Origin of the sequence: Microbulbifer pacificus (genome assembly GCF_002959965.1) — a bacterium.
GTDB lineage: Bacteria > Pseudomonadota > Gammaproteobacteria > Pseudomonadales > Cellvibrionaceae > Microbulbifer > Microbulbifer pacificus_A.
This window is the reverse complement of the sequence record NZ_PREV01000026.1, coordinates 266,655-282,914: the sequence shown is the minus strand read 5'-3', so window position 1 is coordinate 282,914 and position 16,260 is coordinate 266,655. Positions and strand designations below refer to the sequence as shown.

14 protein-coding genes are annotated in these 16,260 nt (G+C 58.1%); 4 read left to right on the top strand and 10 right to left on the bottom strand.

Features of this window, described 5'->3' with window-relative positions; translation table 11 throughout:
• Positions 1-14 precede the first annotated feature (14 nt).
• The gene (gene ccoG / locus C3938_RS01765) at positions 15-1,400 is read right to left on the bottom strand and encodes a cytochrome c oxidase accessory protein CcoG (protein ID WP_105101557.1); all 1,386 of its coding nucleotides are present in this window, start codon (positions 1,398-1,400) and stop codon (positions 15-17) included.
• Positions 1,401-1,515: 115 nt separating this feature from the next.
• Here ccoG and C3938_RS01760 point away from each other — a divergent pair, with 115 nt between their 5' ends.
• Positions 1,516-2,925 carry a PLP-dependent aminotransferase family protein gene (locus tag C3938_RS01760; RefSeq protein ID WP_105101556.1) on the top strand — a complete coding sequence of 470 codons (1,410 nt, stop codon included), beginning with the start codon at positions 1,516-1,518 and terminating at the stop codon, positions 2,923-2,925.
• Positions 2,926-2,972: 47 nt separating this feature from the next.
• Here the strand turns inward: C3938_RS01760 and C3938_RS01755 are convergent, their stop codons facing one another.
• Both C3938_RS01755 and C3938_RS01750 read right to left on the bottom strand, forming a co-directional pair.
• The gene (locus C3938_RS01755; RefSeq protein WP_105101555.1) at positions 2,973-3,968 is read right to left on the bottom strand and encodes a glutathione S-transferase family protein; all 996 of its coding nucleotides are present in this window, start codon (positions 3,966-3,968) and stop codon (positions 2,973-2,975) included.
• 65 nt (positions 3,969-4,033) lie between these two features.
• The gene (locus C3938_RS01750; RefSeq protein WP_105101554.1) at positions 4,034-4,525 is read right to left on the bottom strand and encodes a DoxX family protein; all 492 of its coding nucleotides are present in this window, start codon (positions 4,523-4,525) and stop codon (positions 4,034-4,036) included.
• Between the two features lie 148 nt (positions 4,526-4,673).
• On the opposite strand from C3938_RS01750, the gene C3938_RS01745 reads away from it, so the two are divergent.
• On the top strand, positions 4,674-5,585 hold the full coding sequence (locus C3938_RS01745) for a LysR family transcriptional regulator (RefSeq protein WP_105101553.1): 912 nt from the start codon (positions 4,674-4,676) through the stop codon (positions 5,583-5,585).
• Positions 5,586-5,736: 151 nt separating this feature from the next.
• On the opposite strand, the gene C3938_RS01740 is transcribed toward C3938_RS01745, so the two are convergent.
• From C3938_RS01740 to C3938_RS01720, 6 genes are all read right to left on the bottom strand, one after another.
• Positions 5,737-6,798 (bottom strand): linear amide C-N hydrolase, encoded by a 1,062-nt coding sequence (locus tag C3938_RS01740; RefSeq protein ID WP_105103160.1) that lies wholly within the window; start codon positions 6,796-6,798, stop codon positions 5,737-5,739.
• A gap of 144 nt (positions 6,799-6,942) precedes the next feature.
• On the bottom strand, positions 6,943-7,350 hold the full coding sequence (locus tag C3938_RS01735; protein ID WP_105101552.1) for a GFA family protein: 408 nt from the start codon (positions 7,348-7,350) through the stop codon (positions 6,943-6,945).
• Positions 7,351-7,478: 128 nt separating this feature from the next.
• Positions 7,479-8,015 (bottom strand): zf-TFIIB domain-containing protein, encoded by a 537-nt coding sequence (locus C3938_RS01730; RefSeq protein ID WP_105101551.1) that lies wholly within the window; start codon positions 8,013-8,015, stop codon positions 7,479-7,481.
• Positions 8,016-8,071: 56 nt separating this feature from the next.
• Positions 8,072-8,218, bottom strand: coding sequence for a hypothetical protein (locus C3938_RS17725; protein WP_158681517.1), 147 nt, complete (start codon positions 8,216-8,218; stop codon positions 8,072-8,074).
• 86 nt (positions 8,219-8,304) lie between these two features.
• Positions 8,305-8,985, bottom strand: a complete 681-nt coding sequence (locus tag C3938_RS01725) for a zinc metallopeptidase (protein WP_105103159.1) — start codon at positions 8,983-8,985, stop codon at positions 8,305-8,307.
• Positions 8,986-9,141: 156 nt separating this feature from the next.
• Positions 9,142-10,062, bottom strand: coding sequence for a LysR family transcriptional regulator (locus C3938_RS01720; protein WP_105101550.1), 921 nt, complete (start codon positions 10,060-10,062; stop codon positions 9,142-9,144).
• Between the two features lie 115 nt (positions 10,063-10,177).
• On the opposite strand from C3938_RS01720, the gene C3938_RS01715 reads away from it, so the two are divergent.
• The gene (locus C3938_RS01715) at positions 10,178-10,933 is read left to right on the top strand and encodes an SDR family NAD(P)-dependent oxidoreductase (protein WP_105101549.1); all 756 of its coding nucleotides are present in this window, start codon (positions 10,178-10,180) and stop codon (positions 10,931-10,933) included.
• A 476-nt stretch (positions 10,934-11,409) separates the two neighbouring features.
• On the opposite strand, the gene C3938_RS01710 is transcribed toward C3938_RS01715, so the two are convergent.
• Positions 11,410-13,203, bottom strand: coding sequence for a carbohydrate-binding protein (locus tag C3938_RS01710; RefSeq protein WP_105101548.1), 1,794 nt, complete (start codon positions 13,201-13,203; stop codon positions 11,410-11,412).
• Positions 13,204-13,464: 261 nt separating this feature from the next.
• Between C3938_RS01710 and C3938_RS01705 the strand changes: the two genes are divergently transcribed.
• Positions 13,465-16,251, top strand: coding sequence for a TonB-dependent receptor (locus C3938_RS01705; protein ID WP_105101547.1), 2,787 nt, complete (start codon positions 13,465-13,467; stop codon positions 16,249-16,251).
• Positions 16,252-16,260: the final 9 nt, after the last annotated feature.

The window sequence follows — 16,260 nt, the reverse complement described above, 5'->3', positions numbered from 1 at the left end:
GCACAAGGGCCGGATCAAAAGGTCCCGGTCAAAAACGTCGTGTTTTTTGAAGTGGACAGCGTGTTTCCTCTGAAGTGGAAGGTCAATTCGGCCTTCGGCAATTTCAGGTCGCGGGCGCAGATGCGGTAGGGAAGCCAGTAGGCATTGTCTTCCGCGAGGTCAATTTTCCGCGGGCCAAACAGGCTGAACTCGCCTTCCCCGGTAATTGACACATCCACAAAGCGTTGAGTCTCACTGTATCCCTCCACCTTGATCTGATACACGTTACACACCGTGTGCTGATCCACCTGCCGGAACATCGCGCCGCGGTCGCGCCTGATTTCCACCAGCAACTGGGTAGTCTGGGTGAAGCCGTACAAGACCGCGGTAAAGGCCAGCAGCATTACCGCGGCATAGCCGGCCAGGCGCGGGCGAAGGAAGCGGGAATTTTCGCCTTGCAGCTGCGCTTCGGAGGCGAAGCGGATGAGCCCCGCGGGGCGTTCGAGTTTCGACATGACCCTGTCGCAGGCATCGATGCACGCGGCACAGTCAATGCACGCGGCTTGCAGGCCATCGCGAATATCGATACCGGCGGGGCACACCTGCACACAGAGTCCACAGTCGACGCAGTCACCACTGTTGTCACTCCCCTTGCGCCGGTTCGCGCGGGGTTCGCCACGGCGTGTGTCGTAACTGACGGTCAGTGTATGTTCGTCGAACATCACACCCTGGAATCGCGCATAGGGGCAGGCGTGCAGGCAGATTTTCTCGCGCACCAGCCCGGCATTCAGATAGGTCAGCCCTGCCATGATCAGGATCCAACCGGAAACCGCTGCGGACAATTCAAGCTGCATGGCGGCGGACAGGATCTCGCGTACCGGCACGAAATAGCCGGTGAAGGTGATGGCGGTGGCGAGCGCGAGCAGTAGCCAGAGCAGGTGCTTTAGCAGCCGGCGGAGCAGGGTGGGCAACGCCATTGGCGCGCCGGCCTGCCGGGCCCGTTTGTCTGCCCGGCCTTCGGTCAGATCCTCAACGCGGATGAACAGCCAGGTCCAGATACTCTGCGGACACGCGAAGCCGCACCACACGCGCCCCCAGGCCACCGCGAGAAAAAACAGCAGGGCGGCGCTGGCGATCAGCAATCCCGCAAGCAGGGACAGATCGCGCCACGACAGCGCGTGGCCGAAGAGGATGATCCGGTGCTGCTCAAACGAAAACAGCAGCCAGGGCTGGCCGTCGAACTGCACCCACACCAGCCCGAAGTACAGCGCGAGCAGCGGCCAGCTGACCAGGCGCCGCACATTCTGGAAGTAACCTTCTGTCAGGCGCACATGAAACTTGCCGTCGCGGCCCGATGTCGGGGAGCGTGGCGGGGCAGGGTCCAGGGCAACCGGTTCCTGAACAACGGGAATTTTTTCCATGGCAACTCATCCGCGCAGATTTAGACGGCGGCAGACTACGCCGGCCCACTCGATAGGTGCAGGCCTAAAAAAATTAAATACAATGGGTACAGATTGAGGCTCTGGAGTTGGGTGGGTGACACAGGAATTTCGCTACCAGCAGCTGGAAGCGTGGCTGTTGCAGGGCATCGAGGAGCAGCGCTGGCGGCAGGGAGAGCGCTTGCCCTCGATTCGGACCCTGTGCCGGGAGCACAAGCTCTCCAAGGCCACGGTGCAGCACGCGCTGCAGCGGCTCGAAGTACAGGGTCTGGTTGAGGCTCGGCCCAAGGCGGGCTATTTCGTATCCCTGCAGGCGCCTGCGGTAAACCGGCCCGTCAGCCGCGCCCGCATCGAGGCGCCGCGGCCGGTAACGGTCAGTGAACTGCTGCAGGACATCATGCGCCGCAGTGCGGCCTTCGATCTGCTGCCACAGCAATCACCCGGCGATCTGCCTGCCGGCATCGTCGCCCTCAACCGCGCCATCGGGCGCTCGCTCCGGCGGCAAAGCGGCCAGGATTTCCAGTACTACGATGAGCCCGCCGGCAACGTCGCGTTGCGCGAGCAACTCGCGCTGCACATGGCCCGGCGGGGATGGCCGTGCGAGGCGGATGCGCTGTGTATTACCTCGGGCTGTCAGCACGCGTTGTTTCTCGCCCTGATGGCCTGCTGCAATCGCGGCGATGTGGTGGCGGTGGAGTCGCCGGGATTTTACGGCGTGATGCAGATCATCGAGCAGCTGGGACTGCAGGTGGTCGAAGTGCCGGCCTCGCTCGAAACCGGGATGGATATCGATGCGCTGGAAGACGTTTTGCAGCGCTGGCAAGTGCGGGCATGCGTTGTCTCTCCCGCGTTTGCCACCCCCGGTGGCGCGTTGATGCCGGAATCCTCCAGGCGCCGGCTGCTGGCCCTGGCGGAGTCTTATGACCTGGCCGTTATCGAAGACGATATCTATGCCGATACCGCACTGGGGGCCGTCCCCGATCCGCTCAAAGCGCTGGACCGGGACCAGCGGGTGATCCTCTGCGGTTCCTTCTCGAAAAGCCTCTCCCGGGATCTGCGGCTCGGATGGATTTCCGGTGCCCGCTGGCATGGGCGCATTCTCCACCTGAAACTGGTGACGCAGTTATCCGGCAGCCAGTTTGTGCAGCGCGGCCTGGCGGAGTTCATGGCCGACGGCAGCTTCACCGCGCACTTGCGCCGGCTGCGCACGGAACTGCGATTACGTAGAGACCGCCTGTTGCAGTTACTGAACGATTGGCCGGGAAGTATCCGCGTGAGTAAGCCACAAGGAGGCCTGGCGGTTTGGGTGGAACTACCCGACGGAGAGGATACGCTCGCGCTCTACGCCAAAGCATTGCAACAGCAGGTGGTGATCACGCCCGGCCCGCTGTTTTCAGCATCGGGACAATTCAGGAATTGTCTGCGCATCAGCTTTGCCCACCCCTGGGACCCGCCAAGGGAGCAGGCGCTCAGTCGACTGGCGGCGCTGTGCGCCTCGAATCCATAGCGTTTAATGGTCGGGCCGCGATCCAGCCGGTGCGCGGGAGCGGTGCCTCAGTATTTATCGGGAACGGAGTGACACCCGTGAGAGGTGATGGGCAAAACGCATTCCCCTGGCCCCTCCGGAACAATACCCGTGGGGTTGAGGGCCCTGATCGAGTAATAGCCCGCTTTGATGTGTGCGAGATTAACCGTTGCTTTCACGTCGTCGAAGGCGAGAACTCTGTGCAGGTAACGGTGCAGATTCGGCATCTCCCTCAGTAAATTCCGATTGCACTTGAACAGGCTGTAGTAGGCCGCATCGAACCGCACCAGGGTGACGAACAGGCGGATGTCGGACTCGGTAAACACCTCACCGAATAAATAGCGGCGGCCATCGGCAAGCCGGGATTCCATCGCATCCAGTGCCGCGAATACGCGGCCATAGGCCTCTTTATAGGCCAACTGCGTGGTGGCAAAGCCGGCCTGGTAAACGCCGTTGTTCAGTTCGGTGTAGAGGTAGGTGTTCAGCGCGTCGATTTCCGTTGCCAGCGCGGCCGGGTAGAGATCGGGTCCGTCGTTGACATAGTCACGGAATGCGCTGTTGAACATGCGCACAATATCCGCAGACTCGTTGTTGACGATGGTGGCCGTCTGTTTGTCCCAGAGTACCGGTACCGTCGCGCGCCCGCTGAATGTCGGGTCGGCGCGGGTGTAGAGTTCGTGCATATAGCGTGCGCCGTTCAGCGTATCTTCGTCGCTGCCGGCAAAACCACCGAAGGCCCAGCCCTGATCGGTCAGCACCGGGTTTACGACGGAAACACTGACCAGTTCCGCGAGTCCCTTCAGCTGTCGCGCCATCAGGGCGCGGCTCGCCCAGGGGCAGATATACGCCACATACAAATGGTATCGGCCGGGTTCTGCCCTGAAACCGCCGGCTCCGGTTACCCCGGCGGATCCGTCCGCCGTCACCCAGTTGCGGAACGAGGATGTCTGCCGGATAAAGCGGCCGTCGTCGTCCGCCTGTTGCACGGGCTGCCAGTTTTCTTTCCAGATGCCATTTACCAACATAGTGTTCACCGTTGTTTCCTGCAGACATTCGCCCCCGGAGCGGAGGCGAATGTCGATGCTTGTGATCAGGCGGTGCGACCAGTGGATAGCACCGCATCCTCGTTACTGGTGTCTTTCAGAATGCTGTTCAGACCCTTGTCCAGGGCGAAGGCACCACCACCCTGAATGGCCAGCGCCACCGTGGCCGCGAGCAGCGCCAGCGCGTATTCATAGCCGTTGTTACTCATGAAAAAGCCATTGCTGATATGTGCGCTGAAGATCGCCACCAGCATGGTGAAGGCACTCACCGCCGCTGCCGGGCGGGTCAGCAGACCGAGCAGCAGCGCTAGTCCGCCAAAGAACTCCGCACTGCCCGCCAGCAGGGCCATAAGGTAACCGGGCTCCAGGCCGATGCTCGCCATCCACTGGCCGGTGCCATCCAGACCGTAGCCGCCAAACCAGCCAAACAGCTTCTGGGCGCCGTGGGCCGCGAGGATGATGCCGACCGGTACGCGCAGGGCGAGTGCACCGAGGCCCGCGTTCGAGTTCAAAACTTTGTTGATCACATGAGTGTTCATAACCGTTCTCCACATTGTTGGGTTTGGGCGTGGTGTAGGAACCTCACCAGCTTGGGATGCAGTCTAGTGGCAACATTTGTACGTATAAACGTGCATTCTGTTGGTCTATTATCAATGAATTGTTGGTAATAGGGCTGGGCGATACCCCATGGACCGGATTAGCGCATTGAACGCCTTCGTGGCGGTCGCCGATGAAGGTGGATTCAAGAAGGCTGCAGACAAGCTGGATCTGTCGAACCAGCTGGTGAGCAAGTACGTGTCGCAGTTGGAGGAGCACCTCAAGGTGCGCCTGTTCAACCGCACCACACGCCGTGTGCGCCTCACGGAAGAGGGGGAGCAGTGTTATCAGTTTGCCCAGCAGATCCTGGAGAGTCTGACCGACATGGAGAGCCAGCTGGGCGAGATGCAGAGCGAGGCGCAGGGGCAGCTGCGTATCAGCGCCCCGGTGACCTTTGCCACACGCCATCTGGCGCCGCTGATCGGCGACTTCAAGAAAACGCACCCGGCGGTGGGTATCGAGCTGCAGCTCAATGACCGCAAGGTGGATGTAGTGGAGGAGGGGTTTGATGTGGCGCTGCGCATCGGCAAGCTGAAAAGCTCGTCACTCATAGCACGGCGCCTGGCGCCGGTGCGGCTAGTGGTGTGTGCCTCTCCCGAGTATCTGGCACGGGAAGGCGTGCCCGAAACGCCGGAGGATTTGCGGCCGGAGCACTACCTGCGCTACAGCTATCTGGAATCCGGCCCGGCTGAGTCCCCGCTGATGGTCGCCCTGAAAAGAAACAACACAACCGGTACCGCGAGCCTGGCGAGCAACAACGGCGAAATCCTGATGCAGGCCGCCATCGCCGGGGAAGGCTATGTACTGCAACCTACTTTTATCGTCGGCGAAGCGATCAAGACCGGAAAACTGAAGGTGATTCTGCAGGAATTCGAGCCGGAAGCGATGGCGCTCTACGCGGTGTACCCCCACAGAAAATTACTGGCCACCAAACTCCGGGTATTTATCGATTACATAAGCAGCTATTTTGGCGATCCACCCTACTGGGATGCGTTCGAGTGATTGCCGCTTTTAACCGGGGAAGTACGTGCGGAGACAGAGCCGCGAGGCTGTAAGGCGGGAGTGTTGTCGGTAACCCCTGCGGTTAGCGTGGTTCCACAGGGGTGGCTGTGCCGGAAACTGCCGCCAGAGTGAGCGGGTGTCTCCTGTGTGTTCAATAGGGGGGCTTGTCGGCTTTGCGGAACTCGCCGGATACATTGCCCGACAGTTGCGGGTTGTCGGGATCGAGCCGCATAACCGGGGATCCGGGCCCCAGCTTGAAGCTGTTCAGGTCTACCCAGATTACATTCGGGCTGGTAGTCAGCTCGAAGAAGTAGCGGCGGTCGGTCAGGTTGATCGCGGTGCGGTATTCCGTGTTGTAAATGCCAAATCCCTTGTAGGGCGCGCCAAAGGGCACGGAAACGTTGCGCGCGATGGCGAGGATGCTCGCGATCGCTTCCCGTTCATTGTTTGGCTTGGGCAGCATGGCGGCGTAGTAAGTGGCACGTTGGAAGCGATCGGTCGCTTTCACATTGCCGGGCAGGGGAGTATCACTGCTCGGGTTGGAGTAGTCCTGTTTTTCGACGAGAGCCAGTTGTTCGTCGTAGGTGGGGTCATTGGTCATTACACGGTATTGCTTGCCGTGGTGTATCACCGGCTTGCCGTCAATGTACTCCACCACTGCGGAGTCTCCACTGGCATCTTCGATGGCCAGGTGCACCGTGGCATTGTGTCCGTGCGCTTCGGTCATCACAATCTGGACGGTTTTCATCAGGGCCAGCGCTTCTTTCACACTGGCCGCATTATCCAGCAGATACTGTAACCAGAGCCCGGCCTGAACACCGGGGAGCCTGGTGTCCCGCGTTCCGAAATCGGTCGCCTGGAGATAGAGCAGATGACCACCCAGCCCTTTTTCATTGAAGCCGTCCGCGGTACCGACGCCATAGAGGGTGGTTACCAGGCTCGCGTACTTGGAGGTCCAGCGGGCAGGGTTTTCTTTAACGGTCACGGTATCTCCGGTGCGGCCGCCATCGCGTTTCATGCCCCGGGGTAATACGGTCAATACCGGCTCGGTAGATTCTGGCCAGTCCATCGTGCGGCCGACCACTACCGCCAGGCCATTGTCGTTCCACAAAATCCGGGTACACGCCTCAGCGGGCTGCAGCAATGCAGCGGAAAGCACCGTAAAAATCAGCAGACCGTAACACAGCGGGGAGAACTGAAGTTTCAGCATCATTGGCACCTCTTTTGGGGAAGTGTAGTAAATACCCCCCGCCCTGCTGACGTTATTCAGGATTCCGTATTCGCGGCGTGCAGCGCTGCCCATGCGTTCTCAAATGACTGGCCAGTGCTTCTGCAGGAATTCGAGCCGGCAGGTACGTTACCGTCGATCCGCCGGGTGATTTACCCCGTCGTAGGTTGGAATTCCTTCGATCTTAAGCGGATTGATACCTTCCAGGCAGGCCACGTTAAATCCAAACTGTGTCGGATTCGAACGCCTTTGGTGGTGGGTGTAGATTCCGCAGATTTCGCAGAAGTAATGCTTCGCGGTGTTGGTATTGAACTGATACAGCTTCAGGTGCTCCTCGCCCTTCACGATCCTGATGCCATCCAGCGTCACCGAAGCCGCAACAGCCCCCCGCCTGCGGCACATGGAACAATCGCAACGGCGGACATCAACCAGCCCTTCCAGCAAATCGAGCTCCAGTTCCACAGCACCGCAGTGGCAGGTCGCCCGATGCTTAGGTTGTATGCTAACGCCATCCACTTCCATCAGATTTATCGGCATTTGTTACTCTCCAAGACTGGTTTCGCGCACTTTTTCGTGGGCGCCGGGGGGGCGTAAGTCACCTTGATTCATTCCTTGATGTCTGGACACCGTCAGAACGGGTGAGTGAACGGAAGTTCCGTTGGTAGTTAATCTGTGCCCAGGAAGTGCAAAATCGTGGCTTTGTTTTTATTGCCCTTGAGCCAGGCTTTAATCTCTACCGCCCGGTTGGTATCGGAGTCGCCGACGATTTTCTTCAGACGGTTGATCCGGTCCAATTCGGTTTTTTCCGAGCGCACCCTGCGCTGCCATTGCTCCGTGAATACGCTGGGCAAACGGTTTCCCAGCTCAAGCGATTTGAGCAGCTGCCATTCCCCGCCATCCAGCCAGGCTTCGTCGCAATTTCCACACAGGTCCAGCCTCGTATCTAGTGCGCCGGATACCGAGTACTTGGTCATCAGTCGACTGCATTTGGGGCAGTTGACGGCGGTCTTGGTATCGGAATCTGTAGAGATTTCACCTGGCGTCGCTTGATCCTCGGTATCGAGGCTTACTCTCTCTGACCAGTCCCGATAGTACAGTAGCGACAGCAGGGCGCCCTCGCACTTTGGGCAACCCATTACGGGGAGGCCTTCTTCGATTTTGGTCGGTTTCAGATATTCATGTCGACATTTTGGACAGTGCATTGGCACTCCTGATTGTTATTCGGCTGCAATCGTTAGGTTCGGGGCAACCCTGTGAATCATTCGGCTTCGATTTTGAAATCCACAAACAGATCGGCCTCGTACTTTACCTCATCGAATGAAGGTGTGACCGGTGCAGCGTTCGATGGTGAGTCATAATCACTTTTGGATTCACGGGCGGCAGTGACAACGACTTCCTCCAGCATGGCGGCACCTCGGTTTTCACCTTCTTGTTATGGTTTGTGAATTTCTACGGGCCTGGCTTTGCATGGGGCATAAATTGCGGCCGTGCTCATCGGAAAAATCGTATCCAGCGCCACAACCTCAACACATCCAGCAGGGCGCCTGCCACATAGGTGAGGGCGCAGGCTTTCAGTACGCTGTGCGCCTTGCTTAGCAGATGCTCCGGAAGGTAGCCCTCCCTGAGTATCGGCAGGGCTTTGTTGAAGCTCGCATCATACTCCTCCGGTAATATCGCCACATACATGAGTGCGGACGCGAGTACGGTGATTACCGCCACCACGCCGATCCACAGGAAGATGACCGGTGATTTGATCAGGAGAGTGAGTATGGGGGCGAACAGGAGTATCCCGGCCCCAATCCGTTTGATGTGATGGGCGCGCGTCAGGTACTTGTCGCGCAGCTTGGAAACGGGCTCTTCCTTGCAGAACTGGATCGCGTGGCCGACTTCATGTGCGGCCACCGCCACCGCGGTCACCGATTTGCCGTGATAGACATCGGGGCTGAGCGCGACGATTTTTTCGGAAGGGGAGTAGTAGTTCTGATCCGGCCCTGCCTTGATAACCTTTACCCCATCCAGCTCGAACCGCTCAATAAGGTGCTGCGCCAGCTCGGCGCCGGACCCCGGCATATCGCCAATCTCGGAGGAGTGACGCCACAGCACGAAGCGCACCCACAACTGCGGGCCGATGATCAGTGCGGCGATGGCCAGGGAGACAAGTACGTAGATCATTTCTTTGCGCAAGCACGGGTTGTTCTGAACTTCCTGATAATGCCTGCATCAGGCGGATTCGGCAAAACAATGTCGGAAGGTTGCGGGCGAAGTAACGTTTGGGTGTCTCGATCCTCAATGTTTCCGCCGGCCAGATTTTTACGGTGATGCCAATGATTAAGTCTCCCTACGAGCGCGTTGTTTTGCCAGTTGCGCAACCAGAGTATCCAGCCAGTCCATAAACAGCGTCTGGCGTTTGGAAATCTGCCGGCGGGAGGGGTAGAGCACGGACACCGGCATGGGCTCGGCGATGTATTGATCGAGCACCGAGACAAGCGCCCCGCTCTCCAAATAGTCCGCGATACCGATTTCCGGTATCTGTGCGATCCCCAATCCGGACAGGCACGCCGCAAGGTAGGCGTCGGTGCTGTTTACACTCAGGGCGCTGGGCATCGCCAGTTGCCGCACCTCTCCATTTTCCTGATATTCAAATGTCGCTGGGCGGTCGCCGATCTTTTGCGCGTAATCGATGAGCCGGTGTTTCTGCAGGTCTGCAAGGCTCTTGGGAACGCCAAATCGCTCGAGGTAGCGTTTGCTGGCGCAATTGAGCAGCTGGTACGAGGCCAGCGGTCGGGCGACCAGGGTGCTGTCTTTGAGGGAGCCCACGCGGATGACGCAGTCCACCCCTTCCTTCACCGGGTCAATATCGTGGTCGGTACAGCTGATCTGAAGCCGCACGTTGGGGTAGCGATCCAGCCACTGGTGCAGATGGGGGAGAACCACGGTGGAGGCAAAGCGGCTGGGCATGTCCACGCGCAAAATCCCGCGGACCTCCTCACCCTGATGCTGGAACTGGCTTTCCAGCGCATCCAGTTCTGCCAAGAGCGCCTGGCACTGCGGCAAATAGGCTTCGCCATCCTGGGTGAGGGTGATGCGCCGGGTGCTGCGGTGAAGCAGCCGCGTGCCCAGCTGCTGTTCCAGCGCCTGAATCGCACTGGAGATACTGGACTTGGGGAGCCCCAATAACTCCGCCGCCCGGGTAAAGCTGTTGGTTTGCGCCACCAGTACAAAGCGCTGCATCGCCTCGAACTTGTCCATATCGCCAATCTCTATTGTTCGCCTGAGGCGAACAATGATATCGGATTTGTGCGGTTTTTGCGGAAGGCTAAAACGCCTACGCTGGCCCTGTACCCAATCCCAACAGGAGACAGAGATGAGCAATCTTGCACTGATTACCGGCGGCAGCCGCGGCCTGGGACGGAGCAGCGCCCTGGCGCTCGCCGAGCGAGGCACCGACAGCGTGATTACCTACCACAGTAACCGGGGCGCCGCCGACGAGGTTGTCGCTGAGGTGGCGCGCCGCGGGCGAAAAGCTGTGGCGCTGCAGCTGGACGTGGCCGATACCGCGGGCTTCGCCCGGTTTGTGAGCGAATTGCAGCAAACCCTGAACAATGAGTTCGATGGCCGCCGCCTCGACGCCCTTCTCAACAATGCGGGCATGGGGATCCATACACCGTTTGCAGAAACCACCGAGGCGCAGTTCGACAGCCTGGTGAATGTCCACCTCAAGGGCGTGTTCTTCCTTACCCAGTCACTGCTGCCGCTGATCGAGGATGGCGGTCGCATTATCAACGTTTCCTCTGGCCTGGCGCGCTTCAGCCTGCCGGGTTATTGCGCCTACGCGATGATGAAAGGCGGTATCGAGGTGATGACCCGCTACCTGGCCAAGGAGCTGGGCGGGCGACAGATCCGGGTAAACACCCTGGCGCCCGGTGCAATCGAAACGGATTTTGGCGGCGGCGCGGTACGCGACAATGCCGAGCTCAACCAGTTTATCGCCAGCCAGACCGCGCTGGGCAGAGCGGGTCTGCCGGAGGACATCGGCAAGGCGGTGGCGATGCTGCTCAGTGATGAGGCGAGCTGGGTGACCGGCCAGCGTTTGGAGGCTTCCGGCGGCATGTTTCTCTAACGATGCGCAAATAATGAGGTGGCGTTCAGGGCAATATCAACAGGTCAGTGTCCGGCGCCTATTTGCAATGGGCGGCCGGCATGGCGAGGCAATCGTGATTGGGATGGGGGTTCAGTTCGGCATGACCAAGGGTCCCGATTAGCCAGAACAACGTCCGTACGACACACTGGAACGCACGCGGGTGGCGACTTATCGTCACCCAGGGAGCAGAAAACCCGGCAGTTATTTTTTCCCCCGACTGTTCACGGCGCTCAGTCCCTGCCAGTCCTCCAGCTCCTGCTCGGGCTGCTCTGTAGAGACCATAATGGTTAATTCGCGAACTAAAAACCTGTAAAGGCTTCGGAGCCCATGGCTTCAGCAGGATTAGTCCAGATCATATCTGAACTAATCCAATTAACTTAGTATTTGTTGCGGAAAATACTAGCCACTATTTCTGTTACTAGTAACAGAAATAGGTCGAATGGTGCTAGGTAAGATTATCGTAAATCCGCAGTGAGCGTCACCTTGTCACCATTCCATTGCCAGGCGCTGTTGCCACTGCTTTGTACACGTAACGTGTGCGTGCCCGCGGACAGGGTAACCGGGGAGGGCAGGACGAAGTCTACGTAGCTTTCCCAGTCGCCGGTATTACTGATGGCGAGAGTGCCGACTGTTTGCCCGTTGATGGAAATCTGGGCGTTTACGTCACCGGAAATTGGGGTTGCTGTGGCAAGGGTGATTACATAGCTACCAGTGGTGGTCACATCCAGCTGGTACTCGGCCCAATCACCGCTGGTGTTGTAATTGATATTGCTGCCATTGGGGTTGAAGCCCATCACGGTATCACCGGCTACCGCTGCACCGACTTTGCCGGTGGTGACGAAGTCCGAAAGCTCCAGTGTGATGGATTCCGCCGGTGGCTGAGAGGACTGTTTTACAAAGCGGATGGCATCGCCATTCCACTGCCAGGCACTGGTACCGATGCTTTTCACCCTGAAGCCGTAGTCACCGGCAGCACTGACCGATACAGTCTGCGCAAACTGGAAGGCCTGGTACGACTCCCAGCCGCCGGTGTTACCGAGCGCCGTTACGAGTGTGCTGCCGTTAAACTGCAGTTCTGCACCCAGTTCGCCGGTCATGGGGGAAGCAGTGACCAGCTCTACCCGGTAATCGCCGGCTTCCGGTAGGGTGACTGTGTAATCGCCCCAGTCGCCGCTGGTGTTGTAATTGATATTACTGCCGTTGCGGTTGAAGCCCGGGACCGTATCGCCGGACACGCTCGCCCCGTCTTTCCCGGTGCTATAGAAATCTCCCAACTCAACGGTGGTCACGTCGCCCTCTGTGCTGCCGCCGGAACTGCCACCTGAACTACCACCAGAGCTGCTGCCGCCACTGCTGGAACCGCCGCCGGTCGCCACTGGCTTATAAAAGCGCACCCAGTCCACGTTGTAGGTATTGCGATTTGGATCGGCCAGCTCGGCATCTGTAGGGGTGATGCCGTTGTCGGAGCGCCAGCTCTGGTCTTCCATATTGATAATGGCGTGCATCGGTTTGCTCAGGCCGGTGCCGTTGGTAAAGCCGTTGGGGTCGATAATGTCGGGCCCGGACGCCGTGCGTACCAGCTGCCCATCCACGTAGTACTCGAGATGCCAGGGGTCACGCCAGTAAACCCCGACACGATGATAGCCATCGGCCCAGCGGGTGCCGTTGCCATCGGCGTACCAAGTACCGGCATCGGTTGGTTGGTAGTCCTGGAATGGCTCGCGGATAAACACGTGGTGCGAAAGGTGCAGGCGCTCGGCAAACCACTCCTGCCCCGGGCGGTCACTGCCGTAGGCCTCAATCACGTCGATCTCTTCGGTGGAATCCGCACTCAGCAGCCAGAAATCGGAAGCCAGCACCATATTGCTCAGTTTGGCACGTGCTTCCATATATAGCGGATAGGTGAGGGTGGTCTTTGAGGTAATGCTGCCCAGATACACCTGATTGGTGCCCGGTTTGCGGCCGGATTTGATCTGCAGGCGGCCATTGCTGACCAGTGAGTATTCCGGGCGCCATTCGGTCAGGCCCGGCCCGGTCCAGGGGTTGATAAAGCCTTCCTTCCAGCGCTCGTAAAATGCCGTGCTTTTACCGGCAGCCGGGGCCTCGTAATTGAAATCGTCGGAAAGCGGGTGCAGCTCCCAAACATTGCCTTCACCTGGGTCTGCCGGTACCGGGATGCCATCCCAGTCCGCTGCGGTTGCTCCCGTGCCCAGCAGGGATGCGAGCAGGGTGATAGTTAAACGGTTCATCGCTTTTTTCTCCTTGGGTTTTTTATCGTTATTCCCGGGCACTTTACCGCAATCACCGTTCTTTGTTAACAATTAACTATTGACATTGCGTGGTGGGGCGCACAGGATGGCTGCGCAGTCTGCGATAGGCGCGATATTCATTCATCGCCGCGCGGGCCGCATCGGAAGGTTCAACTCAATAACAAATAAGCGCTCGATGCTTGGTCACCCGTGTGGTGTGAGGTCTGAGCTTCGAGCCTCCAGATGGAGAGAGAGCATCCAATGCCTATCTATAACAAGCGCTTTACCTTGAGCGCGGTGTCAGCTGCTGTGATGGCTGCGAGTGTGAATTTGCAGGCTCAAGAAGCGACGGACTATGGTGACGCAACCTTGGAAGTGATCACCGTGACCGGTATCCGCCAGTCCCTCACCAATGCCATGGATATCAAGCGTGATTCCGCCGGCGTGGTGGACGCCATTTCCGCGGAAGACATCGGTAAATTCCCAGACACCAACCTCGCAGAGTCCCTACAGCGGATCACCGGCGTTTCCATTGATCGCAGCAACAACGAAGGTAACAAGGTTACCGTGCGTGGTTTCGGCCCCAACTATAATCTGGTGACTCTGAATGGCCGCCAGATGCCGAACTCCACTGCACTGCAGTCGGAAGGTATTACCCGTAGTTTTAAGTTCGCTGAGATTTCGGCGGAGAGCGTATCCGGCGTTGAGGTATACAAGACCGGTAAAGCAGATGTGTATTCTGGCGGTATCGGTTCCACCATTAATATCAAGACCGCGCGCCCTTTCGATTACGACGGTTTTGTCGCCAGCGCGAGTGTGAAGGGCGTTATGGATACCAGCGTCGAGAAGGGCGATTCTGTAACTCCAGAAATCGCTAGCATGGTGAGCGCCACCTTCTTTGAAGAAAAGTTGGGTGTGCTGCTGGCTGTGTCCCACGCCGAGCGCAACAGCCGCAGCGAAGCCGTTGGCACCCAGGCTTGGGTCCCGAATTACGGTACCGCCGATACCTCTGCGATCGATCGCAGTAAAAACCCGGAAGGCACTTACTGGGCCCCTTGGACTTTTGACGTAGATGTTGCCGACCACGATCGCGTACGCCAGAACGGCCAGCTTGTTGTGCAATTCGCGCCGATCGACAGCGTCACCGCAACTCTGGATTACACCGCTTCCCGATACGACGAGCAGGTTTCTATGAACCGCACCAGTGTGTGGTTTGACAGCTCTACAGGTGTAACGGACAGCAACGGTACCGTAATCAACCCGAGCGTACAGAACGACGAACTGAACTTCTGGGCGTGGAACTACGACTTCGTTACGGAAAACGATTCTGTCGGCCTGAATGTCAAATGGGATGCGACCGACTCACTGAGTTTTGCACTGGACGTGCACGACTCCACCTCAGAATCCCAGCCGGGAGGTGTTCCGGCGGAAACCATCGCCAATACCAAAAACCCCGGCAAGCTTGTAAATATAGAGGCGGATTTTTCCAATAGTAGCGGCCTCCCCGGTATCAGCTTTGACGATTCTGCCCTGGCTGGTGGCGCTTTCGCACCAGACAATATCGTGTCTGACCTGTTCCAGGAGCGGGGCTATGAAATCGAGAACAATATTCAGCAGTTCAATCTCAGTGGTACCTGGGAAAACCTGGATGACGGTGCGCTGAAATCCGTCAAGTTCGGTGTAGCAAGCACCGATTACCAGGTGGATGTGTATGAAAGCCAGTCTTTCGCCTTCGTAGACCTGGGTGATCTCCAAGCCCTGGGCATCAAGTTTGAAGATCTCAGTGACTTTGGTGACCAGATGGGCAACAACAGCGGGCTTTTCCCGCTGCTGGGCGACTATGAGGCGTCCGACTTCATTGATGCAGTAAAAGCGAGCCAGCAGTACTACGAAGCTACACCAACTTTCGACAAAGTGAGTGAAGAAACCCTGGCGGCTTACGTTGCCATGGACTTCGAAACTGAATTCAACGGCTACCCGGTGCGCCTGAACACTGGCCTGCGTTTTGAGGATACTGAAGTGGTCGGTACCTCCATTCAGAACGGTATTCTTGGCCTGAGTTATTGGCACGATGAAGAGCTACGCGAAGTCAACGATGACATGCCCAGTGCAGATACCCTGGAAGGTGACTACACCCGCTTCCTGCCGAATCTGGATGCCAGCATTGATTTGACCGACGACATCGTCGCGCGTGCGTCTTACAGCCGTACTCTGAGTCGTGCGGATATCTCTGCGATGTTTCCCTCCACCTCTCTGGATGTATCTCGTCCCGGTGGTCCGTTCAATGCATCCCAGGGTAACCCGGGACTTTTGCCCATTACCTCCGATAACTTCGACCTTTCTGCAGAGTATTACTACGACGAAGGTAGCTATGTTTCTCTGGGCTTCTTCAAGAAGTACGTGGAGAACTTTATCGGCGCGACTACAGAAGACCGCGTAATCTACGATGTGGATGGCAACCCGATCACCGATCCGAGTGCCAACCCGCGTCCTGGCTGTCCTGATTCCTCTGGTGTCAATCCCGCGTGTCTGGGTACGGCGAGTGACCCAGTTATCACCTGGTCAGTAGCGACCCCGGGCAACATGGAAAATGCTGAAGTATACGGTTGGGAGTTTGCCGTGCAGCACATGTTTGGTGACAGCGGCTTCGGTACCATTTTCAATGCGACAATCGTAGACGGCGACGTTGGCTACGACGTGTATGACAATGAGAACACCTTCGCTCTGACCGGTATGAGTGACTCCGCCAACCTGATTGGTTTCTATGAGAAAGATGCCTTCCAGGCGCGTTTGGCCTACAACTGGCGGGATGATTTCCTGCTGGATACGCGCCAATCTCAAATTGGCGGTCAGCCGGTATTCAATGAGGCTTACGGCCAGTGGGACCTGAATGCCAGCTACAACGTTACCGACGACATTACTGTCTTCTTTGAGGGGCTGAACATTGGTGAAGAAACCATCCGTCGCCACGGCCGTTTCGCCAACCAGCTCGTCAGCGCCCAACAATACGGAGCTCGCTACAACATCGGCGTACGTGCCAAGTTCTAAGTGAGAGCT

Excerpts from the sequence above, each read along its gene's own strand:
- C3938_RS01720 (WP_105101550.1), bottom strand. The coding sequence starts at position 10,062 with ATGGACAAGTTCGAGGCGATGCAGCGCTTTGTACTGGTGGCGCAAACC.
- C3938_RS01730 (WP_105101551.1), bottom strand. The coding sequence starts at position 8,015 with ATGCACTGTCCAAAATGTCGACATGAATATCTGAAACCGACCAAAATC.
- C3938_RS01725 (WP_105103159.1), bottom strand. The coding sequence starts at position 8,985 with ATGATCTACGTACTTGTCTCCCTGGCCATCGCCGCACTGATCATCGGC.
- C3938_RS01750 (WP_105101554.1), bottom strand. The coding sequence starts at position 4,525 with ATGAACACTCATGTGATCAACAAAGTTTTGAACTCGAACGCGGGCCTC.
- C3938_RS01755 (WP_105101555.1), bottom strand. The coding sequence starts at position 3,968 with ATGTTGGTAAATGGCATCTGGAAAGAAAACTGGCAGCCCGTGCAACAG.
- C3938_RS01705 (WP_105101547.1), top strand. The coding sequence starts at position 13,465 with ATGCCTATCTATAACAAGCGCTTTACCTTGAGCGCGGTGTCAGCTGCT.
- C3938_RS17725 (WP_158681517.1), bottom strand. The coding sequence starts at position 8,218 with ATGCTGGAGGAAGTCGTTGTCACTGCCGCCCGTGAATCCAAAAGTGAT.
- ccoG (WP_105101557.1), bottom strand. The coding sequence starts at position 1,400 with ATGGAAAAAATTCCCGTTGTTCAGGAACCGGTTGCCCTGGACCCTGCC.
- C3938_RS01710 (WP_105101548.1), bottom strand. The coding sequence starts at position 13,203 with ATGAACCGTTTAACTATCACCCTGCTCGCATCCCTGCTGGGCACGGGA.
- C3938_RS01745 (WP_105101553.1), top strand. The coding sequence starts at position 4,674 with ATGGACCGGATTAGCGCATTGAACGCCTTCGTGGCGGTCGCCGATGAA.
- C3938_RS01715 (WP_105101549.1), top strand. The coding sequence starts at position 10,178 with ATGAGCAATCTTGCACTGATTACCGGCGGCAGCCGCGGCCTGGGACGG.
- C3938_RS01735 (WP_105101552.1), bottom strand. The coding sequence starts at position 7,350 with ATGCCGATAAATCTGATGGAAGTGGATGGCGTTAGCATACAACCTAAG.
- C3938_RS01740 (WP_105103160.1), bottom strand. The coding sequence starts at position 6,798 with ATGATGCTGAAACTTCAGTTCTCCCCGCTGTGTTACGGTCTGCTGATT.